Raw genomic sequence first — 18499 nt, forward strand, 5'->3', positions numbered from 1 at the left:
GTTCGCATCGCGCGAACGGCGGCTTTTCTCGACGGCGGCGGTATGCGTGGCGGCAACACGCGTACCGCCGCCGTTTTTCGTTGTCGTTTCGTTGTCGTTTCGTCGTCCTGGAGCGACGTCGGGCGGCTAGGCATCCCACGCGGGCGTGTCGCCGAAACGCTCGGCAAGGAAATCGATCATCGTGCGCATCGCGAGCGGCATCTGCTTGCGCGACGCGTAGACCGCGTAGATGCCGAGATCGGGCGCCGTGCAGTCGGCCAGCACGCGCACGAGCGCGCCCGCGCGGATCGGTTCGGCCGCCGCGAACGTTGGCAGCAGCGCGACGCCGCCGCCCGCGATCGCTGCGCGCAGCAGCACGAGCGCGTCGTTCGCGCTCAGATTGCCTTGCACGGGCACCGTCGCTGGTTCGCCGTCGCGCGTCAGGCGCCACAGGCTCTGCCCGAAATATGCATATGTCAGGCAGTTGTGCCGCGCGAGGTCGTGCGGCTGCTTCGGCGCGCCGTGCTCGGCCAGATAGCCGGGCGACGCGCACAGCACCGAGCGGCACGTGCCGAGCCGGCGCGCGATCAGGCTCGGATCGACTTCGTTCGTGATGCGGATCGCGAGATCGATTCGCTCATCGACGAGATCGGCGGTGCGGTCCGTGACGAGCAGATCCACCGATACGGCCGGATAGCGGGCCAGATAGTCGAGGACCGCGTCGGTCACGTGCGTCTGCGCGAAGATCGCGCTCGCGGTGATCCGCAGCGCGCCGCGCGGCGCATCGCCCGGATCGGCGACGACCGTGGCGACGTGATCGGCGAGCCCGAGCATGTCGCGGCAAAGCGGCAGCATCTGCGCGCCGGCCGCGGTGAGCGTCAGGCGCCGGGTGGTCCGATGCAGCAGCCGCGCGCCCGACCATTGCTCCATGAATGCGACGTAGCGCGAGGCCATCGCGCGCGACATGTCCAGATGTTGCGCGGCTGCCGACACGCTGCCGCGCTCGGCTGTCTCGACGAACACCTGCATCGCGGTGATTCGATCCATATTCGATCAGTTTATGCAACAAATTGTCGATTTTGGCATTGTATTCGATCGATTGGATATCGAATAGACTTGCTTCACTTTCTTCAAGAACGCGTTTCCGCACGATGAACAGCTTCCAACTTCAGTACTTTTTCGATCCGCTTTGCGGCTGGTGCTATGCGAGCGCGCCGGCGCTCGCCGGGCTCGACGGCGCTTATCCGGGCGTGCTCGAACTGATGCCGTCGGGCCTCTTCGCTGACGAGGGCGCACGCGATCTGACGTCCGAATGGGGCGAGTACGCGTGGCGCAACGATCAGCGCATCGAGCAGGCGACGGGGCAGCGCTTCACGCACGCGTATCGCGAGCAGGTGCTGCTGCGCGGCGGCGTGCGCTTCGATTCGGGGCCGGCGAACCGCGTGCTGACCGCGCTGCGCGGCGTCGATGCGCGGCTCGAACGGCCGCTTCTCGAAGCAATTCAGCTCGCGCGCTATGTCGACGGCCTCGACACCGCGCGCGCGGACGTGCTCGCGCGTGTCGCGGCGGACGTCGCCGCGAAGGCCGGTGTGGCGATCGACGCGGACGAACTCGCGCACCGGATCGAGGGCGACGCGGCGCTTGCGAGCGCGACGGCCGCACGCATCGACGGCACGCAGCGGGCGATGCGGCAGCTCGGTGCGTCGGGCGTGCCGCAACTGCTGGTGACGGTCGGCGAGCACGGCTACGTGCTGCACGGCGCGAGCCTGTATGGCGGCGCGCAGGCGGCAGCCGCGGCGGTCGAGCGGGTGCTGCGCGAAGCTGCATAACGCCGATCGCGAGCGTGGCGATTCGGCGTGATGTCGCGCGCCGAATCGAGTCGAGCCGAAGCGCGTCGGAGCGTCTTTCTCTTCGCCATTCTTGTCTTTCCGCCGACGGACGGCGGCTCGCCCGCTGATGCCGACGGCGGTCCCGTCGAGCGGCTCGCGCCGCCGATCCTTTGTCAGCGCACGGTCTTTGGAAATGAGGTTTAATCGGTTTGAACCGCGCCGGCCGCGCGTTGGCATCGACCGTCGAATCCCGGCTTGTCGCGCCGCGCGACGCGTGCCGCATGCGTTGGCCGGATCATCATCGATCGGAGAGAAAAGATGGCACTACGCTCACTCGGCATTTCGACGATTCAAGTTTCGCCGCTGGTGTTCGGCGGCAACGTGTTCGGCTGGACCGCCGACGAGAACACCTCGTTCTCGCTGCTCGACGCGCTCGCTGACACCGGCATCAACTTCATCGACACCGCCGACGTCTATTCGGCCTGGGCGCCCGGCAACCACGGCGGCGAATCGGAAACGATCATCGGCAAGTGGCTCAAGCGCTCGGGCAAGCGCGACCAGGTCGTGATCGCGACGAAGGTCGGGCTGCTCGAAGCGCGTGCGGGCCTGTCGCGCGAGAACGTCCTGAAGGCCGCCGAGGATTCGCTGCGGCGTCTGCAGACCGACTACATCGATCTCTATTTCTCGCACCGCGACCTCGCCGACACCGCGCCGCTCGAAGAGACGCTCGGCGCGTACCAGACGCTGATCGAGCAGGGCAAGGTCCGGATCATCGGCGCGTCGAACTATAGCGGCGCCCGGCTGCGCGAGGCGGCCGAGCTGAGCCGCCGCACCGGCCTGCCCGCGTATCAGGTGATCCAGCCCGAATACAACCTGTACGATCGCGCCGAGTACGAACGCGATCTCGAGCCGGTCGCGACCGAGCTGAAGCTCGGCGTCGTCACCTATTACGCGCTCGCGAGCGGCTTTCTGTCGGGCAAGTACCGGTCCGAGGCGGACCTGAAGAAGAGCGCGCGCGGCGGGCGCGTCGAGCAATATCTGAATCCGCGCGGCTTGCGGATTCTCGCGGCGCTCGATGCGGTCGCGGCGAAGCACGACTCGACGCCGACGTCGGTTGCGCTCGCGTGGCAGATCGCGCGGCCGAGCGTCACCGCGCCGATCGCGAGCGCGACGTCGCTCGCGCAATTGAGCGCGTTCGGAGCGGCGATTCGGCTGCCGCTCGACGCGGAGGACATCGCGCAGCTCGACGACGCGAGCGCGCCGTAAGCGGGCGACGTCGTCGATCCGATGCGGGCCGAACGCGACGCGCGGTCGCGGCGGCCCGGCCGCGCTTTCGTTCGGCGGCTGCGCCGTCGCGTGCCGCTTTTCACGGCTCGTTCGTGCCGAGCCCGCGGAACGTTTGCCGCGCACGAGCCTCCGCCGCCAACACCGTTCATCCTTTCGGTTGATACCGCACGGCCGGGCACGCGGGCACCATGACCTCCTGTTTCGCGACCGTGCCTGACGGCGCGGCGCTCAATCGGAGGAATGCATGGAAGCAGATCCGTTGTTCATTCAAGTCGGTGCGCTGGCCGAAGGCTTCGCACCCGAAAGTCACATCCTCGAACCCGTCGGCGATCTCGCCGGGCGCACGCTCGCGCTCGCCGCGACGGACGGCGCGACGCTCGAATACACGTTCGCCGATCGATCGACGTTGCGCTGGCGTGAGCGCCGCGCGGCGCGCGGCGCGGGTGGCGGCGATGCAAGCGGCGCGAGCGGCGAGGCCGCGTACCGCGCGACGCAACTGCGCGACGGCATCTGCTTCGTCGACTACATCGATCCGACCCGGCGTGCGACGTCGGTCAGCATCGTGCTCGATCTGACGCGAGGCGTCTGGACATCGATCGAAGGCGTGCTGCCGACCGAGGACGACGTGCGCGTCGACGCGTTTTCGCGCGTCGCGCGCGGCCTGCCGCTGACGGGCGTCGAGGCGACGTTCCGCCACGGCGCGATCGTAGGCGCGGCTGCGCCCGGCCCGCTGCACGCACCGACGCGCGAGCTGATCGGCAAGCGGACGATGTACCGCTACAGCCCGACCGAGTGCTACGAGCACATTTATCTGAACGACGCGTTCTACGCATGGCATTGCCTCGAAGGCGTCGAGCGCGGGCTCGCGGACGTCGACCGCTGCCATTACTTCAAGCTCGCCGACGCGCTGTATCTGTTCGTCTGGCGCGAGAAGATCGTGCCGACGCTCGGCGTCGTGCTGATCGATCTCGACCGGTGCAAGACGGACGGCAAGATATTCGGCTATCGCGAAGGCGACTTCGGCGCGCTGTCGAATTTCCCGATTGGCGCCCATGCGCAAGTGCTGAACGAAACCGTGCATCCGCTCGCACGATGAGCGGCGCCGACTCGAAGCGCGCGGTGCTGCCGCGCGGGCGGCTCGTCGCCGATTTTCGCGGCCGCACCGTGCTCGTCACGGGCGGCGCGCAGGGGATCGGCGCGGCGATTGCCGATGCGTTCGCCGCTGCCGGCGCGACCGTCGCGATCGCCGACTTGCAGGGCGACGCGGCGGCCGCGCTTGGCGCGCGGCTCGCCGCGCGCGGGCTCGACGACGGGCAGACCGTGCGCGCGTACCGGGTCGATGCCGCGCGGCGCGACGAGCTGTTCGGGCTCGTCGCGCAGTTCGAGGCGGACAGCGGCCGGCTCGATGTCGTCGTCCACAACGCCGCGTATTTTCCGCTGACGCCGTTCGACGCGATCGCCCCCGACGTGCTCGAACGCACGCTCGCCGTCAACCTGTCCGCGCTGTTCTGGCTCACGCAGGCGGCGCTGCCTGCTTTCGAGCGCGCGGGGCAGGGGCGGGTGCTCGCGACGTCGTCGGTGACGGGGCCGCGCGTCGCGTATCCGGGGCTCGCGCATTACGCGGCGTCGAAGGCCGGCGTGAACGGCTTCATTCGCGCGGCGGCCCTCGAGCTTGCTCGCCGGAACGTGACTGTCAACGGCGTCGAGCCCGGGATGATCCGCACGCCGGCCGCAGGCAATCTCGGCGATGCGGCGCACAGCGAGCGGATCGCACGCGGCGTGCCGCTCGGCCGTCTCGGCGAGCCGGACGACATTGCGGCCGCGATGCTGTTCCTCGCATCGGACGCGGCGGGTTATGTCACCGGACAGACGATCGTCGTCGACGGCGGCGCGACGCTGCCGGAGGCTGGTGCGATGCTCGTGTAGCGCGGCCGAGTCCGCGGCCGTGTCCGTCCGCCTGCGCATGCGCAGGCGATCGATGCGCCGATCGGGCCGAAGCGCGGGTGAATCCGTTCGACGTGCCTGGCCCAGCCGCCCGTGCTCACGGCATCGGCATCGCCAGCGAGCGCAAGGCCGCCCGTGTTGTGCGGCGACCGCGTCGAGCGGCGCCTGCCGACGGCCGATCAGCACGACGTGGTCGCCTTGTGCGGCGAAACGCGCGGCGCACGCGGCGCCGATCCCGATCCAGGTTCCGGCGCCCGTCACGACGACGGTGCGCGGCGAAGCGCTTCCCATGCGAGATCCTCCTTGCATCGATGGCAGTGGTTACAGGACGAGTGTAGGGACCGGACGCGCGTCCCGGTATCGACCGTTCGGCTGAATGGACACCCGCACGATTTGCTGATTCGTGCTCATTGCGATGGCGGCGGCGCAACTAAGCTGCCGAAGCCGCTCGCCCGCGATCGAGGTGTCCGCCGCCATGACGCACGACCCCGCCAGACCCGATGCCGACGCCGATGCCGCGTCGTACGCGCACGCGCTGCGCACCTGCGTGGCTTCGTTGCAGGCGCTCGCGCGCCCGACGGCAACGGTGTTCTACCGGATCGACGCGAGCGGCGAGCCCGTCGATTTCGAGCTGTTCGGGATGGCGGCCGCGATGCATCGCGCGTATGTCAGCCGCTACCGGCCGCTCGATCCGCTGCATCCGTCGCGTTGCGCGGCGCAGCCGGGCGCGGTCGTCACGCTCGCCTCGCAATTGCCGGACGAGCGGCGCGCCGCGTCGTCGTACTGGACGGGCTTCCTGCGGCGGCACGGCGTCGCCGACGTCGTCGAAGTGCTGCTGCGCGACGGCGGCGTGGCGATCGCCGCATTCTCGCTGCTGCGTCTGGCGGGCGACGGCCGCTACTCGGCGGACGAGTTCGCCGCGCTGCGCGCAGTCCAGCCGGTCGTCGAGGTCGCGCTGCTGCCGCCGTTGCGCGCGGTGCGAGGGATTCGCCGGATCGCTTGCGACGCGCGGCTCACGCATCGCGAGGAGCAGATCGCGCGGCTCGTGCGCGACGGACGGTCGAACAAGGAGATCGCGCGCGATCTTTCCCTCGGCCAGCCGACCGTCAAGACGCATCTGCTGCGGATGTTCCGCAAGCTCGGCGTGTCGAACCGGACCGAGCTCGTCGGCGCGCTATTTTTTTGACCCGGCGAGCGACCGGTGCGGCGGTTCGAAGGCGCGGACCGCGTGCGGTTTCGTCTGCTCACCCCCCGCATCACCTCCCTTCAACCTGCCAATTTGCGCTAACCGGCCGCGAAACGGCGTCGCTACAGTGGTGCGCAACCGTCCGCGCCGTCGTTCCGCGCGGACGTCAAACCACTATCGCGAGACGCCCATGACACAGACGGACATCGTCACCGTGACCGACACGGTGCGCGCATTCACCGAGCGCGAATTCGGAATCTTCTTTGACGGCGCGATGCACGCCGCCCATTCGCCGCGCCGGCTCGACGTGTTCGACCCGGCGACGGGCGAGCGGCTCGCGCGCGTGCCCGACGCCGATGCGCACGACGTCGACGCCGCCGTCGCGAGCGCGAAGCGCGCGTTCGACACGCGCGCGTGGAGCGGGCTGCGGCCCGCCGATCGCGAGCGCATCCTGCTGAAGCTCGCCGACGTGCTCGAAGCGAATGCGGAGGCGCTCGCGCAGCTCGAGACGCTGAACCAGGGCAAGTCGATCCTCGTGTCGCGCGGCGTCGAGGTCGGCGCGACGATCGAGTACGTTCGCTACATGGCGGGCTGGGCGACGAAGATCACCGGGCAGACGCTCGACGTGTCGATTCCATTTCCGCCCGGCGCACGCTACACCGCGTACACGCGCAAGGAGCCGGTCGGCGTCGTCGCCGCAATCGTGCCGTGGAATTTTCCGCTGATGATCGCGGCCTGGAAGCTCGTGCCGGCGCTTGCGGCGGGATGCACGGTCGTGCTGAAGCCGTCGCCCGAGACGCCGCTCACGGCGTTGAGGCTCGCCGAGCTCGCGCTCGAAGCCGGCGTGCCGGCGGGCGTGTTCAACGTCGTGACGGGCGGGCGCGAATGCGGCGCCGCGCTCGCGAGCCATCCGTCGATCCGCAAGATCTCGTTCACCGGCTCGACTGCGACGGGCAAGCTCGTCGGCGCGGCCGCCGTGCAGAACATGACGCGCTTCTCGCTCGAGCTCGGCGGCAAGAATCCGGTCGTGATGCTCGAGGATGTCGATGTCGGGCAAGCGCTCGAAAGCGTCGCGGCGGGTGCGTTCTTCAACCAGGGGCAGGTGTGCGCGGCCGCGTCGCGCATCTACGTGCACCGCAGCAAATTCCGTCGGCTCGCGGACGGCCTGGCCGGCGTCGCCGCGTCGATGCGGCTCGGTCCGGGCCTCGATCCGGCCGCGCAGATCAACCCGCTCGTGTCCGCGCATCATCGCGACAAGGTCGTCGAGCACGTCGAGCGGGCGCGCCGCGACGGCCTCACGTTCCTCGCGGGCGGCACGCCGGCCGACGACCTGCCCGGCTACTTCGTGCGCCCAGCCGTGATCGCCGACGCGACGCACGACAGCGCGATCGTTCGCGACGAGGTGTTCGGCCCGGTCGTCGTCGTGCTGCCGTTCGACGATCCGGCCGAAGCGGTGCGGCTCGCGAACGCGTCGCCGTACGGGCTCGCGGCGAGCCTGTGGAGCAACGATCTGAAGGCTGTGATGGATCTCATGCCGCAGATCGAGGCGGGTACGGTCTGGGTCAATTGCCACATTCCGCTCGATCCGTCGATGCCGTTCGGCGGCTACAAGCAATCGGGCATCGGCCGCGAATTCGGCCAATACGCGATCGAAGGCTTCACCGAAACCAAATCCGTCTGCATCGCGCACTGAACGCGCGGGCTGTTCGTTTTTTCCTGGAGCAATGCAATGAGCTACAACGATTCCCGTTTCTGGCATCCGATGCTGCACCCGAACGACATGAAGCGCCGCGAGCCGATCCGCATCGTGCGCGGGGAGGGCTGCTACGTGTACGACGAGCGCGGGCGCCAGCTCGTCGACGGCGTCGCGGGCCTGTGGAACGTCAATGTCGGCCACAACCGCGCCGAGGTCAAGCAGGCGATCGTGCGCCAGCTCGACGAGCTCGAGTACTTCCAGCTGTTCGACGGCGTCACGCACCCGCGCGCCGAGGAGCTGTCGAAGCTGCTGATCGACATGATGGAGCCCGAAGGGATGCGCCGCGTGCTGTACAGCTCGGGCGGCTCGGATTCGGTCGAGACCGCGCTCAAGATTGCGCGCCAGTACTGGAAAGTGCGCGGGCAGGCGGACCGCACGAAGTTCATCTCGCTGAAGCAGGGCTATCACGGCACGCATTTCGGCGGCGCGTCGGTGAACGGCAACACGGTGTTCCGGCGCAATTACGAACCGAATCTGCCTGGATGCTTCCACGTCGAGACGCCGTGGATCTATCGCAATCCGTTCACGCAGGACCCCGAAGCGCTCGGCCGCATTTGCGCGGAGCTGCTCGAGCGCGAGATCCTGTTCCAGAGCCCGGACACGGTCGCCGCGTTCATCGCCGAGCCGATCCAGGGCGCGGGCGGCGTGATCGTGCCGCCTGCGAACTATTGGCCGCTCGTGCGCGAAGTCTGCGACCGCTACGGCGTGCTGCTGATCGCCGACGAAGTCGTGACGGGCTTCGGGCGCAGCGGCAGCCTGTTCGGCAGCCGCGGCTGGGGGGTGAAGCCCGACATCATGTGTCTCGCGAAGGGCATCTCGTCCGGCTACGTGCCGCTCGGCGCGACCTCGGTGAATGCACGGATCGAGGAGGCGTTCGCGGCGAACGCGGATTTCAGCGGCGCGATCATGCACGGCTACACGTACTCGGGACACCCGGTCGCATGCGCGGCGGCGCTCGCGAGCCTCGACATCGTGCGGCGCGAGGATCTGCCCGCGAACGCGGCGAAGCAGGGCGCGCATCTGCTCGAAGCGCTGCGGCCGTTCGTCGAGCGCTTCGACGCGGTCGGCGAGGTGCGCGGCAAGGGGTTGATGGTCGCGCTCGACCTCGTCGCCGACAAGGCGACGCGCACGCCGATCGATCCGATGTCGGGCTACGCGAATGCGGTCGCCGAGGTCGCGCGCGAGAACGGCGTGCTCGTGCGGCCGGTCGGCACGAAGATCATCCTGTCGCCGCCGCTCGTGATCCAGCGCGAGCAGATCGACCGGATCGTCGCGGGCCTCGAGGCCGGCTTCGAGAAGACGCCGTTCGCCGGCGGCTGATCGCGCGCCGATTACGGACGGCTGACGGCCGGGGCCGCGATCGCGCGGCCCCGGCCGTTTTGCCAATTTGCGCTACATGTGAGAATTTTGGCCTCCGTATTTTCTCGACATCGACGCATCAATCAGGAGACGAGGATGTCGGATTTGTCAGGTTATTCGAATGCGGAGACTCGGGCGGCGTCCGGCGGGCCGGGCGGGAAGCCCGCGCTGGCGGCGGGTGCGGTGGGTTTTCCGACGGCGCTCGCGAGCGCCGTCGGTCTCATCATGGCGAGCCCGGTGATCCTGACCGCGACGTCCGGTTTCGGGATGGGCGGCTGGGCGTTCGCGGTCGCGATGATCATCGCGTTCGTGATGATGCAGGCGCAGGCGACGACGTTCTCCGAAGCGGCGGCGATGCTGCCCACGGCCGGCTCGGTCTACGACTACCTGTCGTGCGGGCTCGGCCGCTTCTGGGCGATCACCGGCACGATTTCCGCGTACTTCCTCGTCCACGTGTTCGCCGGCACGGCGGAGACGATCCTGAGCGGCATCATGGCGCTCGTCAACTTCGAGTCGCTGAACGCCGCGTTCGAGCGGCACAACAGCGCGTGGCTCGTCGGCGTCGGCCTCGTCACGACGTTCGCGATCACCAACATCATCGGCATCAAGGTGTTCAGCAGGCTCGAGATCGTGCTGACGATCGGCATGTGGCTGTCGCTGATGATCTTCGGCGTGCTCGGGCTCGCGGCCGCGCCCGCCGTTCATCTCGACGGCTGGTTCGGGCGCTCGGAGGTCGGCGCGTCCGTGCCGGCCGTGCTGTCGCTCGTCGGGATGGCGATGTTCATGTTCGTCGGCTGCGAGTTCGTCACGCCGCTCGCGCCCGAGATGAAGACGCCCGGCAAGACGATTCCGCGCGCGATGGCGCTCGGGCTCGCCGGCGTCGCAATCTGCATGTTCCTCTACGGCGCGGCGATCAAGCGCCAGGTGCCGAACGTCGCGGTGACGCCGGACGGCCTCACGCATCTGCTCGACACGCCGGGCGCGATTCCCGCATTCGCGCTGCAGGTGCTCGGCCCGTTCGGACGCGTGTGGTTCGGCGTCGCGTTCCTGTTCGCCGGCGCGGCGACGATCAACACGCTGATGGCGGGCCTGCCGCGCATCCTGTACGGGATGGCGGTCGACGGCGCGCTGCCGAAGTGCTTCGCCTACCTGCATCCGCGCTTCAGGACGCCCGTCGTCGGCATCGTCGCGGCGGCCGCCGTGCCGATCCTGCATGCGTGGATCATCCACGGCGATCTCGACAGCATCATGCACCTCGTGCTCGCCGCGACCTGCGCATGGGGCACCGCGTATCTGCTCGTCACGCTGTCGGTCGTGATGCTGCGGATTCGCCGCCCGGACCTGCCGCGGCCGTACCGGTCGCCGTGGTTTCCGCTGCCGCAGATCGTGTCGAGCGTCGGCATCGTGCTCGCGATCTGGTATATCGCGCCGCCGGGGATGAACAGCCGCGACATCTACGTGCCGTTCGGCACGATGCTCGGGCTCACCGCGCTCTATGCGTTGTTCTGGACGCTCGTCGTGCAGCGCAAGCATCCGTTCAAGCCGGTGCCCGTCGAAGAAGTGTTGCGCAACGAGCACGTCTGATGAGCAGGCGAACGTTGGCGATTGGCAGCGTCGCGCCCGCGGCCGGATGGCGGCGCTGGCTCGCGCCGGGCCCGGTGCCGGGTTATCGGCGCGGCGCGACGCTCGTGCGCGTGGCCGCGGATCTGGATGCGGCACTCTCGATGCCGGACAACGGCGCCGCCGCGCGGATGATGTTGAGCGACGGCATCGCGCTGCGCGCCGCCGAGCGCGTCGACCGGCAATTTCTGCTGCATACGGTCAGCGTGCAATTGGAGCGGACGCTTGCGGGACCCGATGCGAACGGCTCGGCGTCAATCGCCCCGAGCGGCTGGGTGCGTCGCGGGCCGGTCGCGGCGACGGTCGCGCGCGGTGCCGGCGCGCATTTCGCGGCGCACGTCGCGACGCTGCTCGCGATGCCCGCGCTCGGCGCGCCGCTCGCGGCGCTCGATCTGACATACTGTGAAATCGTCGCGGACGGCCCGCGCTGGATGCTGCGCATCGTGCCGTTCGGCGGCAGCGAAGTGGTCGGCCGGATGCCGTCGTTTCGGCGCTACTTGCGTCTAGCCGGCGCGCAGCGCGATGCGCTGCGTGCCGCGTTCGCGGGCTTCGAAGCCGCGCTTGCGCGCGTGTCGGGCGACTGATGCCGGCCCGCCGGACGAACGGGCACGCCGCGCAGGCGCATGCAGGCGCCGTTCGTCACGCCGCATCGGAATTCTCTGGAGGCATCCATGTTGTTCCAGTCGCGTTCGCTCGAAGACGTCCACGATCACGGACTTGCCATTGCCGGCTGGCGCCAGGTCTACCGGCAGATGACGCCCGGCCGCTTCAAGGGTACGGTCACGCAGGTTTTGTATGACGATTTCCATTTCTTCCGCGAAACGACGAACCGCCGCGTCGCGCAGACGGGCATGTCGCCGGAGGGGCGCACGTCGCTCGCGGTGCCGGTGCTCGCGCCGCTCTCGGGGACGTTCCAGCGGCAGCACGTCGACGGCTACGCGCTCCTCGCGCTGCGCCCCGGCGAGGATTTCGAATTCCATACGCCCGAGGGGATGCGGCTCGTCGGCATCAGCGCTGCTCCGGACATGATCGATGAGCTGTGCGAAGCCGAGTTCGGGACGCGCGAGAGCCGCCCGCCGCGGCACGTGATCCGCCTGACGGACGAGCAGGGCGCGGCGCTCGGCGCGCGCCTGTCGTCGTATATCGACGATGCGCAGCAAAACCCAGCGTGGCTCGAATACGACGCGACCCGCAAGATGTTCCGCGACGCGATGCTCGGTGTGTTCCTCGACGCGCTCGCGGGCGCGGTCGGCGAAGCACGGCGCGACATCACGCATGCGACGTACAGCGACATCGTCAGGCGCTGCGAGCGCTATCTTTGGGCGCGGCCCGAAGAGCCCGTGACGGTGCTCGAGCTGTGCCGCGCGCTGCGCTGCAGCCGACGCACGCTGCAGACGAGCTTCCAGCGTGTCGCCGACGTGACGCCCGTCACGTACCTGCGCACGATCCGCCTGAACGCGGTGCGCCGTTTGCTGCGCACGACGTCCGCCGACGCACTGTGCGTCGGCGAGGCCGCGGCGCGGTGGGGCTTCACGCATCTCGGCTATTTCGCGCGCGGATATCGCGATCTGTTCGGCGAACTGCCGTCGCAGACGCTGCGCTTGTCCTGAGCATCCGTATCGCGCGCGCCGCGCGCATCACATGCGCCGCGTGCCTCATGCGCGCGAAGCGGCGATATGCGCATTCGCCGTTCCATGCCTGTTCCGCGCGTCGCTGACGCATTTGCCAATTTGGGATACCGGGCGAAGATTTTCGCTGGATAGAGTGCCTCCACCGCCGCCGATCGAGTCGATCGATTGGCAATCCAAATCAACGACGGGAGGTGAGGGGACATGAGGATCAGGACCTGGATCGCGGCCGGCGTCGCCGGCGCGGCCGCCGCGCCCGCTTGCGCGCAAAGCAGCGTGACGCTGTACGGCACGGTGGATACCGGCATCATCTATTCGACGAACCAGCAGTTCACGCGCGCGGACGGCAGTGTGAGCGGCGGCCACGCGTGGCAGATGGGCGGTGGGAATCTGGTGCCGTCGCGCTGGGGACTGCAGGGTGCGGAGGCGCTCGGCGGCGGATTGAAGGCAGTGTTCGCGCTCGAGCAGCAGTTCCTGTCGGCGAACGGTCAGGCGCTGCAGGGCGGTGCGGCGTTCAGCCGGCAGGCGTGGGTCGGCTTGCGTCATGACGCGTACGGCACGCTCGGCCTCGGACGCCAATACGATTCGTACACCGATACGCTCGGCGCATACGTGTCGAGCAACAGTTGGGCGACGCCGTACGGCTCGCATCTCGGCGACGTCGATAATCTGAACGCGGCGTTCAACTTCAACAACGCGGTCAAGTTCACGAGCGCCGATTTCCACGGCCTGACGTTCGGCGGCACGTTCAGCTTCGGCAGTCAGGCGGGGAATTTCTCGGCGCGTCGCGGCTATTCGGTCGCCGCCTCATACAATCGCGCACCGGTCTCGTTCGGCGTCGGCTATTTGAATCTTCGGCAGCCGCTCGACGCGGCGCTCGGCGGCGCAAGCGGATACATCGGCGATTTCGCGTGCGGCAACGCGGGCGCGATGTACTGCCTGCTGCAGGATGCGGCGTCGATGAAGGCGTTCGGCGTCGGCGCCTCGATCGCTTTCGGCGACGGGGCCGTCGCGCTGACCTATACGCACACCCGCTTGGGCAACAGCGCGTATTTCGCGACTTCGACGCATCCGCAGCGGGCGTCGATCGCATTCGACATCGCCGAGCTGAACGCGACGTATGCGTTCACGCCGATGCTGCGCGGCGGCGTCGCGTACATCTTCAACAACGCGAAGACGGACAGCCGAGGGACGACGCGCTTTCACCAATTGAACGTCGGTGCGAACTACAGTCTGTCGAAGCAGACCGCGCTCTATGCTGTTGCGATTGGTCAGATCGCATCGGGCCAAGGGCTCGGTACCGGCGCGAACGGCGCGCCCGCGAACTACGCGCAGATTCCCGTGCTCGCGAACAGCAATTCGAGTCGGCAGCTCGCGGTGCTGGCGGGAGTGAAGGTCGATTTCTGACGGGCGAAGTCCCTGTAGGCCGTGTTTCAGGCGCGAGGACATTCTCCATTTCGGCGCGAGCCGCATGAGGAGCGTCGCGTGCCGCTACGTTGGCGCATGGTGCGGCAACAAGCGATTGCGTGTCATCGGCCGGGGCCGCCAATGGACGAAACGAATCGCATGCCGAGACAAGCCGGTCATCGCGACGTGCGGGCGATTTGTTCGCTGAAGCGAGCGGCATATGCTAAATGGATTTTGATAATCGGCCGCGAGCCCGGGCCGATTGCTGTGGGCCATTCGGAAGCGGTGCGGAATCACCTTGTCTACGTCATGGACGTCGACGAGATTCCTGCGCGCCGACCGAACTGGTGCTCAACGACGACTACGTCCTGATAGAGAGCGTGGCGGTTCGGCCGGCGTATCAAGGGCCGTGCCTGGCTCGCCGATTGCTGGATCAAGCGGAACAGATGGCGGCGTCGAGCCGCCGTGCGGAGATCCGGCCGTACACGAACAAGCAGTTCGCGCGGGACGTCGGGATGTACGTCAGCCCGGCTATCCGATAGATTGCGGAGAAGCACTCAAAGGCGGTCATCTCGTGCACTTCTCCAAGCGGGTCCGATGCCGATGCGCCGCGCTGAGATGCCGCCCCTGCGGAATGCCGCTCAACTGCGCGGCGTTGCCGCTATGCCTAGCGCGTCGCGATCGCGACCGCAGCGCCCGCCATCGCGGCCGCGCTCGTGCGATTGGCCGCCTTCACCGCGCGACGGCTCGTCAGCAGTTTGCGGGCGCGCGTCGCGAGCAACGCCCATGCGCAGTCGATTGCGATCAATACGACCAGCAGCGTCGGTGTCAACTCGAGCCATGCAACGGCGCCGACGTGCGACAGGTCGACCATCGTCGGCAGCAGCGCGACGTAGAAAATCATGATTTTCGGGTTGCCCAGCGTGACCGCAAGGCCGGCCAGAAACATGCGCAACGGCGATTGTCCGCTCGGAAGCGCATCGGATCGCACGTCGGACGGCGCGAACCACATCTTCCACGCGAGGAACAACAAATAGGCGATGCCGACGAACTTCAGCACGAGAAAGCCGACCGCGAACGTGCGCGCGACCACGGCAAGGCCGGCTACCGCGCACGTGAGCCAGATCACTTCGCCGAGCCACATTGCCGCCAGGAACGGCAAGATGTCGCGAAACCCGTTCGTCAGCACGCGGGCAACCAGTGCGGCGATGCTCGGGCCGGGCGAACCGGCTGCGATCAGCAGCGCGGCGGCGAATACGGCCAGGCTGGACAGCGATATGTCGAATCTCCTGTTGCAATGCGCGATGGCGGCAGGTGCGAGGAATTGATTATAGTGGCGCGGCTCAAACCCGATCGACTCCTTAGCCATTCGACAGTGACCGAACTCGACTCCGCCACGCAACGAATTCCGATCCGCATCCGTGCCGCGCGCGCGGACGAAGCCCCGCTGCTGGCCGACATCGAAGCCGCCGCTGCGCAGCGTTTCAACGACATCGGCATGCCGCACATCGCGTCGAGCCCGCCGACCGACCTCGCCGATCTGCGCGCGCGGATCGACGCCGGCCGCGCGCTCGTCGCCGTCGATGCCGACGAGCGCATCGCCGGTTTTGCGATATACAGGATGCTCGACGCGTCGCGTCTCTATCTCGAGGAGGTGGACGTGGCGCCCGAGCATGCGGGACGGCGAATCGGCTCCATGCTGATCGATGCCGTCGCGGGGCGGGCTCGCGGGGCGGGCGCGCGGCAGATCGTGCTCTCGACGTTCCGGCACGTGCCGTGGAACGCGCCTTATTACCGCTGCCTCGGCTTCATTGATCTCGACGACGAAGCGCTCGATCCCGCTCTGACCGCGGTACGCGCGGCGCACGTCGCGCACGGGCTCGACGAATCGCAGCGCGTGTTCATGAGTTGCTCGCTTGGCGATTAGCCGACTGGCGTCGCCATTGGCGGCGAATGCGCGACACCCATCGGACTGACGACGCTTGACCACCGACCGTCGACCTCAGAGCCCCGAGCCCCGAGCCCGAACCGCCCACAATCAGGCGGCCCGTTCCCGAGACAGTCTCACGCCGCGCTTTCCAGCGCCGGATAGTCCGTATATCCCGTTTCGCCTTCGGAGTAAAAGGTCGCCGAGTTCGGCTGGTTGAGCGGCGCATTCAGCTCGAAGCGGCGCGGCAGATCCGGATTCGCAATGAAGAGCTTGCCCCACGCGACCGCGTCCGCGCGTCCGGTTTCGAGCGCCCCCTGCGCATTTTCGAGCGTGAAGTTCTCGTTCGCGATGAACGGCCCGCCGAACGCTTCCTTCAACTGCGGGCCGAGGGAATCGCCGCCGAACGATTCGCGCGCGAACAAGAACGCGATGTTGCGGCGTCCGAGCGCTTGCGCGACATAGCCGAACGTCGCCGCGGGGTTCGAATCGCCCATCGTATGCGAATCGCCGCGCGGCGCCAGATGCACGCCGACGCGCGCCGCGCCCCAGACGTCGATCGCTTCGTCGACCACTTCGAGCAGCAGGCGCGCGCGATTCTCGATCGAGCCGCCGTACGCGTCGGTGCGGCGGTTCGAGCCGTCCTGCAGGAACTGATCGAGCAGATAGCCGTTCGCGCCATGCACTTCGACGCCGTCGAAGCCGGCCGCGCGTGCGTTCTCGGCGCCGCGGCGGAACGCGGCGACGACGCTCGGGATTTCGTCGAGCTCGAGCGCGCGCGGCGTCACGTAGGGCCGCTGCGGGCGCACGAGGCTCACGTGGCCGCCGGGCGCGATCGCACTCGGCGCGACGGGCAGCGCGCCGTCGAGGAAGACCGGGTCGGACACACGGCCGACGTGCCAGAGCTGCAGGAAGATGCGGCCGCCGGCCGCGTGGACGGCGTCGGTCACGAGCCGCCAGCCCGCGACCTGTTCCGGCGACCAGATGCCCGGCGTGCTCGCGTAGCCGACGCCCTGCGGCGCGACCGACGTCGCCTCGCTGATGATGAGCCCTGCCGACGCTCGCTCCGCGTAATAGCGCGCCATCAGCGCGTTGGGAATGCGCGTGTTGCCGGCGCGGGCGCGGGTCAGCGGCGCCATGATGATGCGGTTCGGGAGCGTCAGGTCGCCGATGGTCAGCGGATCGAACAGAGAAGGCATGAGGAGACCTCTTCGAGTGTGGCTAAGCCCTTGCGGCGAATGGGCGGGTGTCAAAGGCCGCGATGCAGCGAATCGAGAAACGCTTGAATCACCGCGTCGTTGCGCTTGAAGAACGCCCATTGACCGACGCGGGTCGACGTGACGAGTCCGGCGCGCTCGAGCGTCGCGAGATGCGCGGACACAGTCGATTGCGACAGTCCGCACAACGCATCGATCTGGCCCGCGCAGACGCCGTGCGAAAACGACCCTGCGCGCGATGCGGGAAAGTGCTTGTCCGGCTCCTTCAGCCACGCGAGGATCGCGCGGCGAACGGGGCTGGCGAGCGCTTTGTGGACTGCGTCGACATCGATGGTCATGGACAGGGCGATGGGATCGTGCGAATCGTCGGTTTCCGAAGCTTATATCGGTCAATGACGATATGAACAGCAACACTCTATTGACTAGGGGCGATAGAGACCTGCAATCGATGCGATAGCGGCTGAGGTCGCGCGGCGACGGGCGGCGGACCGCGCTCCGCGAGGGTATTGGCACGGTCGCCGGATGAACCGGAACCGCTCGCCGGGCGGCGAGCACGCGCGCGGCTCGTCGAAAGCCTAGGGTTGGCGCTTGCCGCGCACAACACGCTTCGCGGAAAGCAGCCGCACGCTCCGGAACGCGCTCAATTCCAGCGCCCGTCGATATGGATCCATGTTCCTCCCCGCTGCTGCCAATAGCCTGGCACCCAGCGATGGCCGGGGCGCTGCGCGACCCAGCGGCCCGGAATCCACACGTATCGGCCCCCGCGCCAGCCCCAGGAGCCGTTCGCCCACACATAGCCACGCGGGCGCGGGGGCGCGGGACGGCGCTCGTGACGAAGCGGCGGGGGCGGCCGGTTCGGACGATCGGGATACGGCGGCCGGGCGGGCTGCGTCTGCATCGGCGGGCGGTAATCGGGCGGTCGATAGCCGGGCGGCGACTGCGGTGGTCCAGGCGGCTGTTGAGCGGTCGCGGCGGCGCCGAAGCCGAGGCCGCCGGCAAGCGCGGTGCCGGCGAGCGAGAGCGTGCGAAGAAAATGGCGTCGATTCATGGTTGCTCCGTGTAGTGGAACCGGATGCGGCGCGAGCCGAAGCGACGCCGCAGGTTCGACCCTAACGCGTCGCGCGCCGTCCATCGTTACGAATGCTGTAACGGCTGTTACGGTGCTCGATGGCCGTGCAGAAAGGAAAATTAATCTGGATCTATCGAAATTGATCTTTCGATAGCCTTTATTTTTGATGACGCCGATTGCATTGGAATGGGTAAAAAATACCGATTTCGTCTATTTTGCACGCAGGTCGTTGTTGTTTATACGCAACCGTCAAGACGCTGACACAGAAGAATGCTCGTACCGACTCCGCCA

General features: G+C 68.0%; 18 protein-coding genes and 1 pseudogene. 13 read left to right on the plus strand and 6 right to left on the minus strand.

Features of this window, described 5'->3' with window-relative positions:
* Positions 1-126: 126 nt before the first annotated feature.
* Positions 127-1026 carry a LysR family transcriptional regulator gene (locus WS70_RS23540; RefSeq protein WP_059598418.1) on the minus strand — a complete coding sequence of 300 codons (900 nt, stop codon included), beginning with the start codon at positions 1024-1026 and terminating at the stop codon, positions 127-129.
* Between the two features lie 104 nt (positions 1027-1130).
* Between WS70_RS23540 and WS70_RS23545 the strand changes: the two genes are divergently transcribed.
* The 4 genes from WS70_RS23545 to WS70_RS23560 all read left to right on the plus strand — a co-directional run bounded on the left by WS70_RS23545 (position 1131) and on the right by WS70_RS23560 (position 5021).
* Positions 1131-1808, plus strand: a complete 678-nt coding sequence (locus tag WS70_RS23545) for a DsbA family protein (RefSeq protein ID WP_059472418.1) — start codon at positions 1131-1133, stop codon at positions 1806-1808.
* 318 nt (positions 1809-2126) lie between these two features.
* Positions 2127-3074: an aldo/keto reductase gene (locus WS70_RS23550; protein WP_059472419.1), complete on the plus strand. Its 948-nt coding sequence runs from the start codon at positions 2127-2129 to the stop codon at positions 3072-3074.
* A gap of 265 nt (positions 3075-3339) precedes the next feature.
* Entirely contained in the window at positions 3340-4191 is an 852-nt protein-coding gene (locus WS70_RS23555) for a molybdenum cofactor biosynthesis F family protein (RefSeq protein WP_059472420.1), read from the plus strand.
* Positions 4188-5021 (plus strand): SDR family oxidoreductase, encoded by an 834-nt coding sequence (locus WS70_RS23560; protein ID WP_059472421.1) that lies wholly within the window; start codon positions 4188-4190, stop codon positions 5019-5021. Before WS70_RS23555 ends, WS70_RS23560 begins: the two co-directional genes overlap by 4 nt.
* Positions 5022-5047: 26 nt before the next feature.
* On the opposite strand, the pseudogene WS70_RS33180 reads toward WS70_RS23560, so the two are convergent.
* A pseudogene (locus tag WS70_RS33180) lies at positions 5048-5330 on the minus strand (SDR family NAD(P)-dependent oxidoreductase); the annotation flags it as partial.
* Positions 5331-5454: 124 nt separating this feature from the next.
* Between WS70_RS33180 and WS70_RS23570 the strand changes: the two are divergent.
* The 8 genes from WS70_RS23570 to WS70_RS33920 all read left to right on the plus strand — a co-directional run bounded on the left by WS70_RS23570 (position 5455) and on the right by WS70_RS33920 (position 14537).
* A complete protein-coding gene (locus WS70_RS23570; protein ID WP_162499013.1) occupies positions 5455-6225 on the plus strand; it encodes a response regulator transcription factor in 771 nt (256 codons plus the stop codon).
* Between the two features lie 190 nt (positions 6226-6415).
* Positions 6416-7918, plus strand: coding sequence for an aldehyde dehydrogenase family protein (locus WS70_RS23575; RefSeq protein WP_059472422.1), 1503 nt, complete (start codon positions 6416-6418; stop codon positions 7916-7918).
* Positions 7919-7954: 36 nt separating this feature from the next.
* Complete coding sequence (locus WS70_RS23580) at positions 7955-9301, plus strand: aspartate aminotransferase family protein (RefSeq protein ID WP_059598417.1); 1347 nt, start codon at positions 7955-7957, stop codon at positions 9299-9301.
* Positions 9302-9436: 135 nt separating this feature from the next.
* Positions 9437-10924: an APC family permease gene (locus tag WS70_RS23585; RefSeq protein WP_059472424.1), complete on the plus strand. Its 1488-nt coding sequence runs from the start codon at positions 9437-9439 to the stop codon at positions 10922-10924.
* Positions 10924-11544 carry a DUF3156 family protein gene (locus WS70_RS23590; protein ID WP_059472425.1) on the plus strand — a complete coding sequence of 207 codons (621 nt, stop codon included), beginning with the start codon at positions 10924-10926 and terminating at the stop codon, positions 11542-11544. Before WS70_RS23585 ends, WS70_RS23590 begins: the two co-directional genes overlap by 1 nt.
* Positions 11545-11631: 87 nt before the next feature.
* Positions 11632-12570: a helix-turn-helix domain-containing protein gene (locus WS70_RS23595; RefSeq protein WP_059472426.1), complete on the plus strand. Its 939-nt coding sequence runs from the start codon at positions 11632-11634 to the stop codon at positions 12568-12570.
* A 222-nt stretch (positions 12571-12792) separates the two neighbouring features.
* A complete protein-coding gene (locus WS70_RS23600) occupies positions 12793-13995 on the plus strand; it encodes a porin (RefSeq protein WP_059598416.1) in 1203 nt (400 codons plus the stop codon).
* A 227-nt stretch (positions 13996-14222) separates the two neighbouring features.
* A complete protein-coding gene (locus tag WS70_RS33920) occupies positions 14223-14537 on the plus strand; it encodes a GNAT family N-acetyltransferase (protein ID WP_418230169.1) in 315 nt (104 codons plus the stop codon).
* Positions 14538-14662: 125 nt separating this feature from the next.
* Here WS70_RS33920 and WS70_RS23610 read toward each other — a convergent pair whose 3' ends face one another.
* A complete protein-coding gene (locus WS70_RS23610) occupies positions 14663-15274 on the minus strand; it encodes a LysE family translocator (RefSeq protein WP_059472444.1) in 612 nt (203 codons plus the stop codon).
* Positions 15275-15370: 96 nt separating this feature from the next.
* Between WS70_RS23610 and WS70_RS23615 the strand changes: the two genes are divergently transcribed.
* Entirely contained in the window at positions 15371-15922 is a 552-nt protein-coding gene (locus tag WS70_RS23615) for a GNAT family N-acetyltransferase (protein WP_059472429.1), read from the plus strand.
* A gap of 137 nt (positions 15923-16059) precedes the next feature.
* Here WS70_RS23615 and WS70_RS23620 read toward each other — a convergent pair whose 3' ends face one another.
* The 3 genes from WS70_RS23620 to WS70_RS23630 form a co-directional block, all read right to left on the minus strand.
* The gene (locus WS70_RS23620; protein WP_059472430.1) at positions 16060-17121 is read right to left on the minus strand and encodes an alkene reductase; all 1062 of its coding nucleotides are present in this window, start codon (positions 17119-17121) and stop codon (positions 16060-16062) included.
* Positions 17122-17171: 50 nt separating this feature from the next.
* Positions 17172-17477: an ArsR/SmtB family transcription factor gene (locus tag WS70_RS23625; protein ID WP_059598414.1), complete on the minus strand. Its 306-nt coding sequence runs from the start codon at positions 17475-17477 to the stop codon at positions 17172-17174.
* A 302-nt stretch (positions 17478-17779) separates the two neighbouring features.
* Positions 17780-18187, minus strand: a complete 408-nt coding sequence (locus WS70_RS23630) for a YXWGXW repeat-containing protein (RefSeq protein WP_059598413.1) — start codon at positions 18185-18187, stop codon at positions 17780-17782.
* Positions 18188-18499 lie beyond the last annotated feature (312 nt).

The organism is Burkholderia mayonis (genome assembly GCF_001523745.2).
GTDB classification, from domain to species: Bacteria; Pseudomonadota; Gammaproteobacteria; order Burkholderiales; family Burkholderiaceae; genus Burkholderia; species Burkholderia mayonis.

Excerpts from the sequence above, each read along its gene's own strand:
- WS70_RS23585 (WP_059472424.1), top strand. The coding sequence starts at position 9,437 with ATGTCGGATTTGTCAGGTTATTCGAATGCGGAGACTCGGGCGGCGTCC.
- WS70_RS23620 (WP_059472430.1), bottom strand. The coding sequence starts at position 17,121 with ATGCCTTCTCTGTTCGATCCGCTGACCATCGGCGACCTGACGCTCCCG.
- WS70_RS23545 (WP_059472418.1), top strand. The coding sequence starts at position 1,131 with ATGAACAGCTTCCAACTTCAGTACTTTTTCGATCCGCTTTGCGGCTGG.
- WS70_RS23590 (WP_059472425.1), top strand. The coding sequence starts at position 10,924 with ATGAGCAGGCGAACGTTGGCGATTGGCAGCGTCGCGCCCGCGGCCGGA.
- WS70_RS33920 (WP_418230169.1), top strand. The coding sequence starts at position 14,223 with ATGGATTTTGATAATCGGCCGCGAGCCCGGGCCGATTGCTGTGGGCCA.
- WS70_RS23595 (WP_059472426.1), top strand. The coding sequence starts at position 11,632 with ATGTTGTTCCAGTCGCGTTCGCTCGAAGACGTCCACGATCACGGACTT.
- WS70_RS23555 (WP_059472420.1), top strand. The coding sequence starts at position 3,340 with ATGGAAGCAGATCCGTTGTTCATTCAAGTCGGTGCGCTGGCCGAAGGC.
- WS70_RS23600 (WP_059598416.1), top strand. The coding sequence starts at position 12,793 with ATGAGGATCAGGACCTGGATCGCGGCCGGCGTCGCCGGCGCGGCCGCC.
- WS70_RS23560 (WP_059472421.1), top strand. The coding sequence starts at position 4,188 with ATGAGCGGCGCCGACTCGAAGCGCGCGGTGCTGCCGCGCGGGCGGCTC.
- WS70_RS23575 (WP_059472422.1), top strand. The coding sequence starts at position 6,416 with ATGACACAGACGGACATCGTCACCGTGACCGACACGGTGCGCGCATTC.
- WS70_RS23630 (WP_059598413.1), bottom strand. The coding sequence starts at position 18,187 with ATGAATCGACGCCATTTTCTTCGCACGCTCTCGCTCGCCGGCACCGCG.
- WS70_RS23540 (WP_059598418.1), bottom strand. The coding sequence starts at position 1,026 with ATGGATCGAATCACCGCGATGCAGGTGTTCGTCGAGACAGCCGAGCGC.
- WS70_RS23570 (WP_162499013.1), top strand. The coding sequence starts at position 5,455 with ATGGCGGCGGCGCAACTAAGCTGCCGAAGCCGCTCGCCCGCGATCGAG.
- WS70_RS23550 (WP_059472419.1), top strand. The coding sequence starts at position 2,127 with ATGGCACTACGCTCACTCGGCATTTCGACGATTCAAGTTTCGCCGCTG.
- WS70_RS23580 (WP_059598417.1), top strand. The coding sequence starts at position 7,955 with ATGAGCTACAACGATTCCCGTTTCTGGCATCCGATGCTGCACCCGAAC.
- WS70_RS23625 (WP_059598414.1), bottom strand. The coding sequence starts at position 17,477 with ATGACCATCGATGTCGACGCAGTCCACAAAGCGCTCGCCAGCCCCGTT.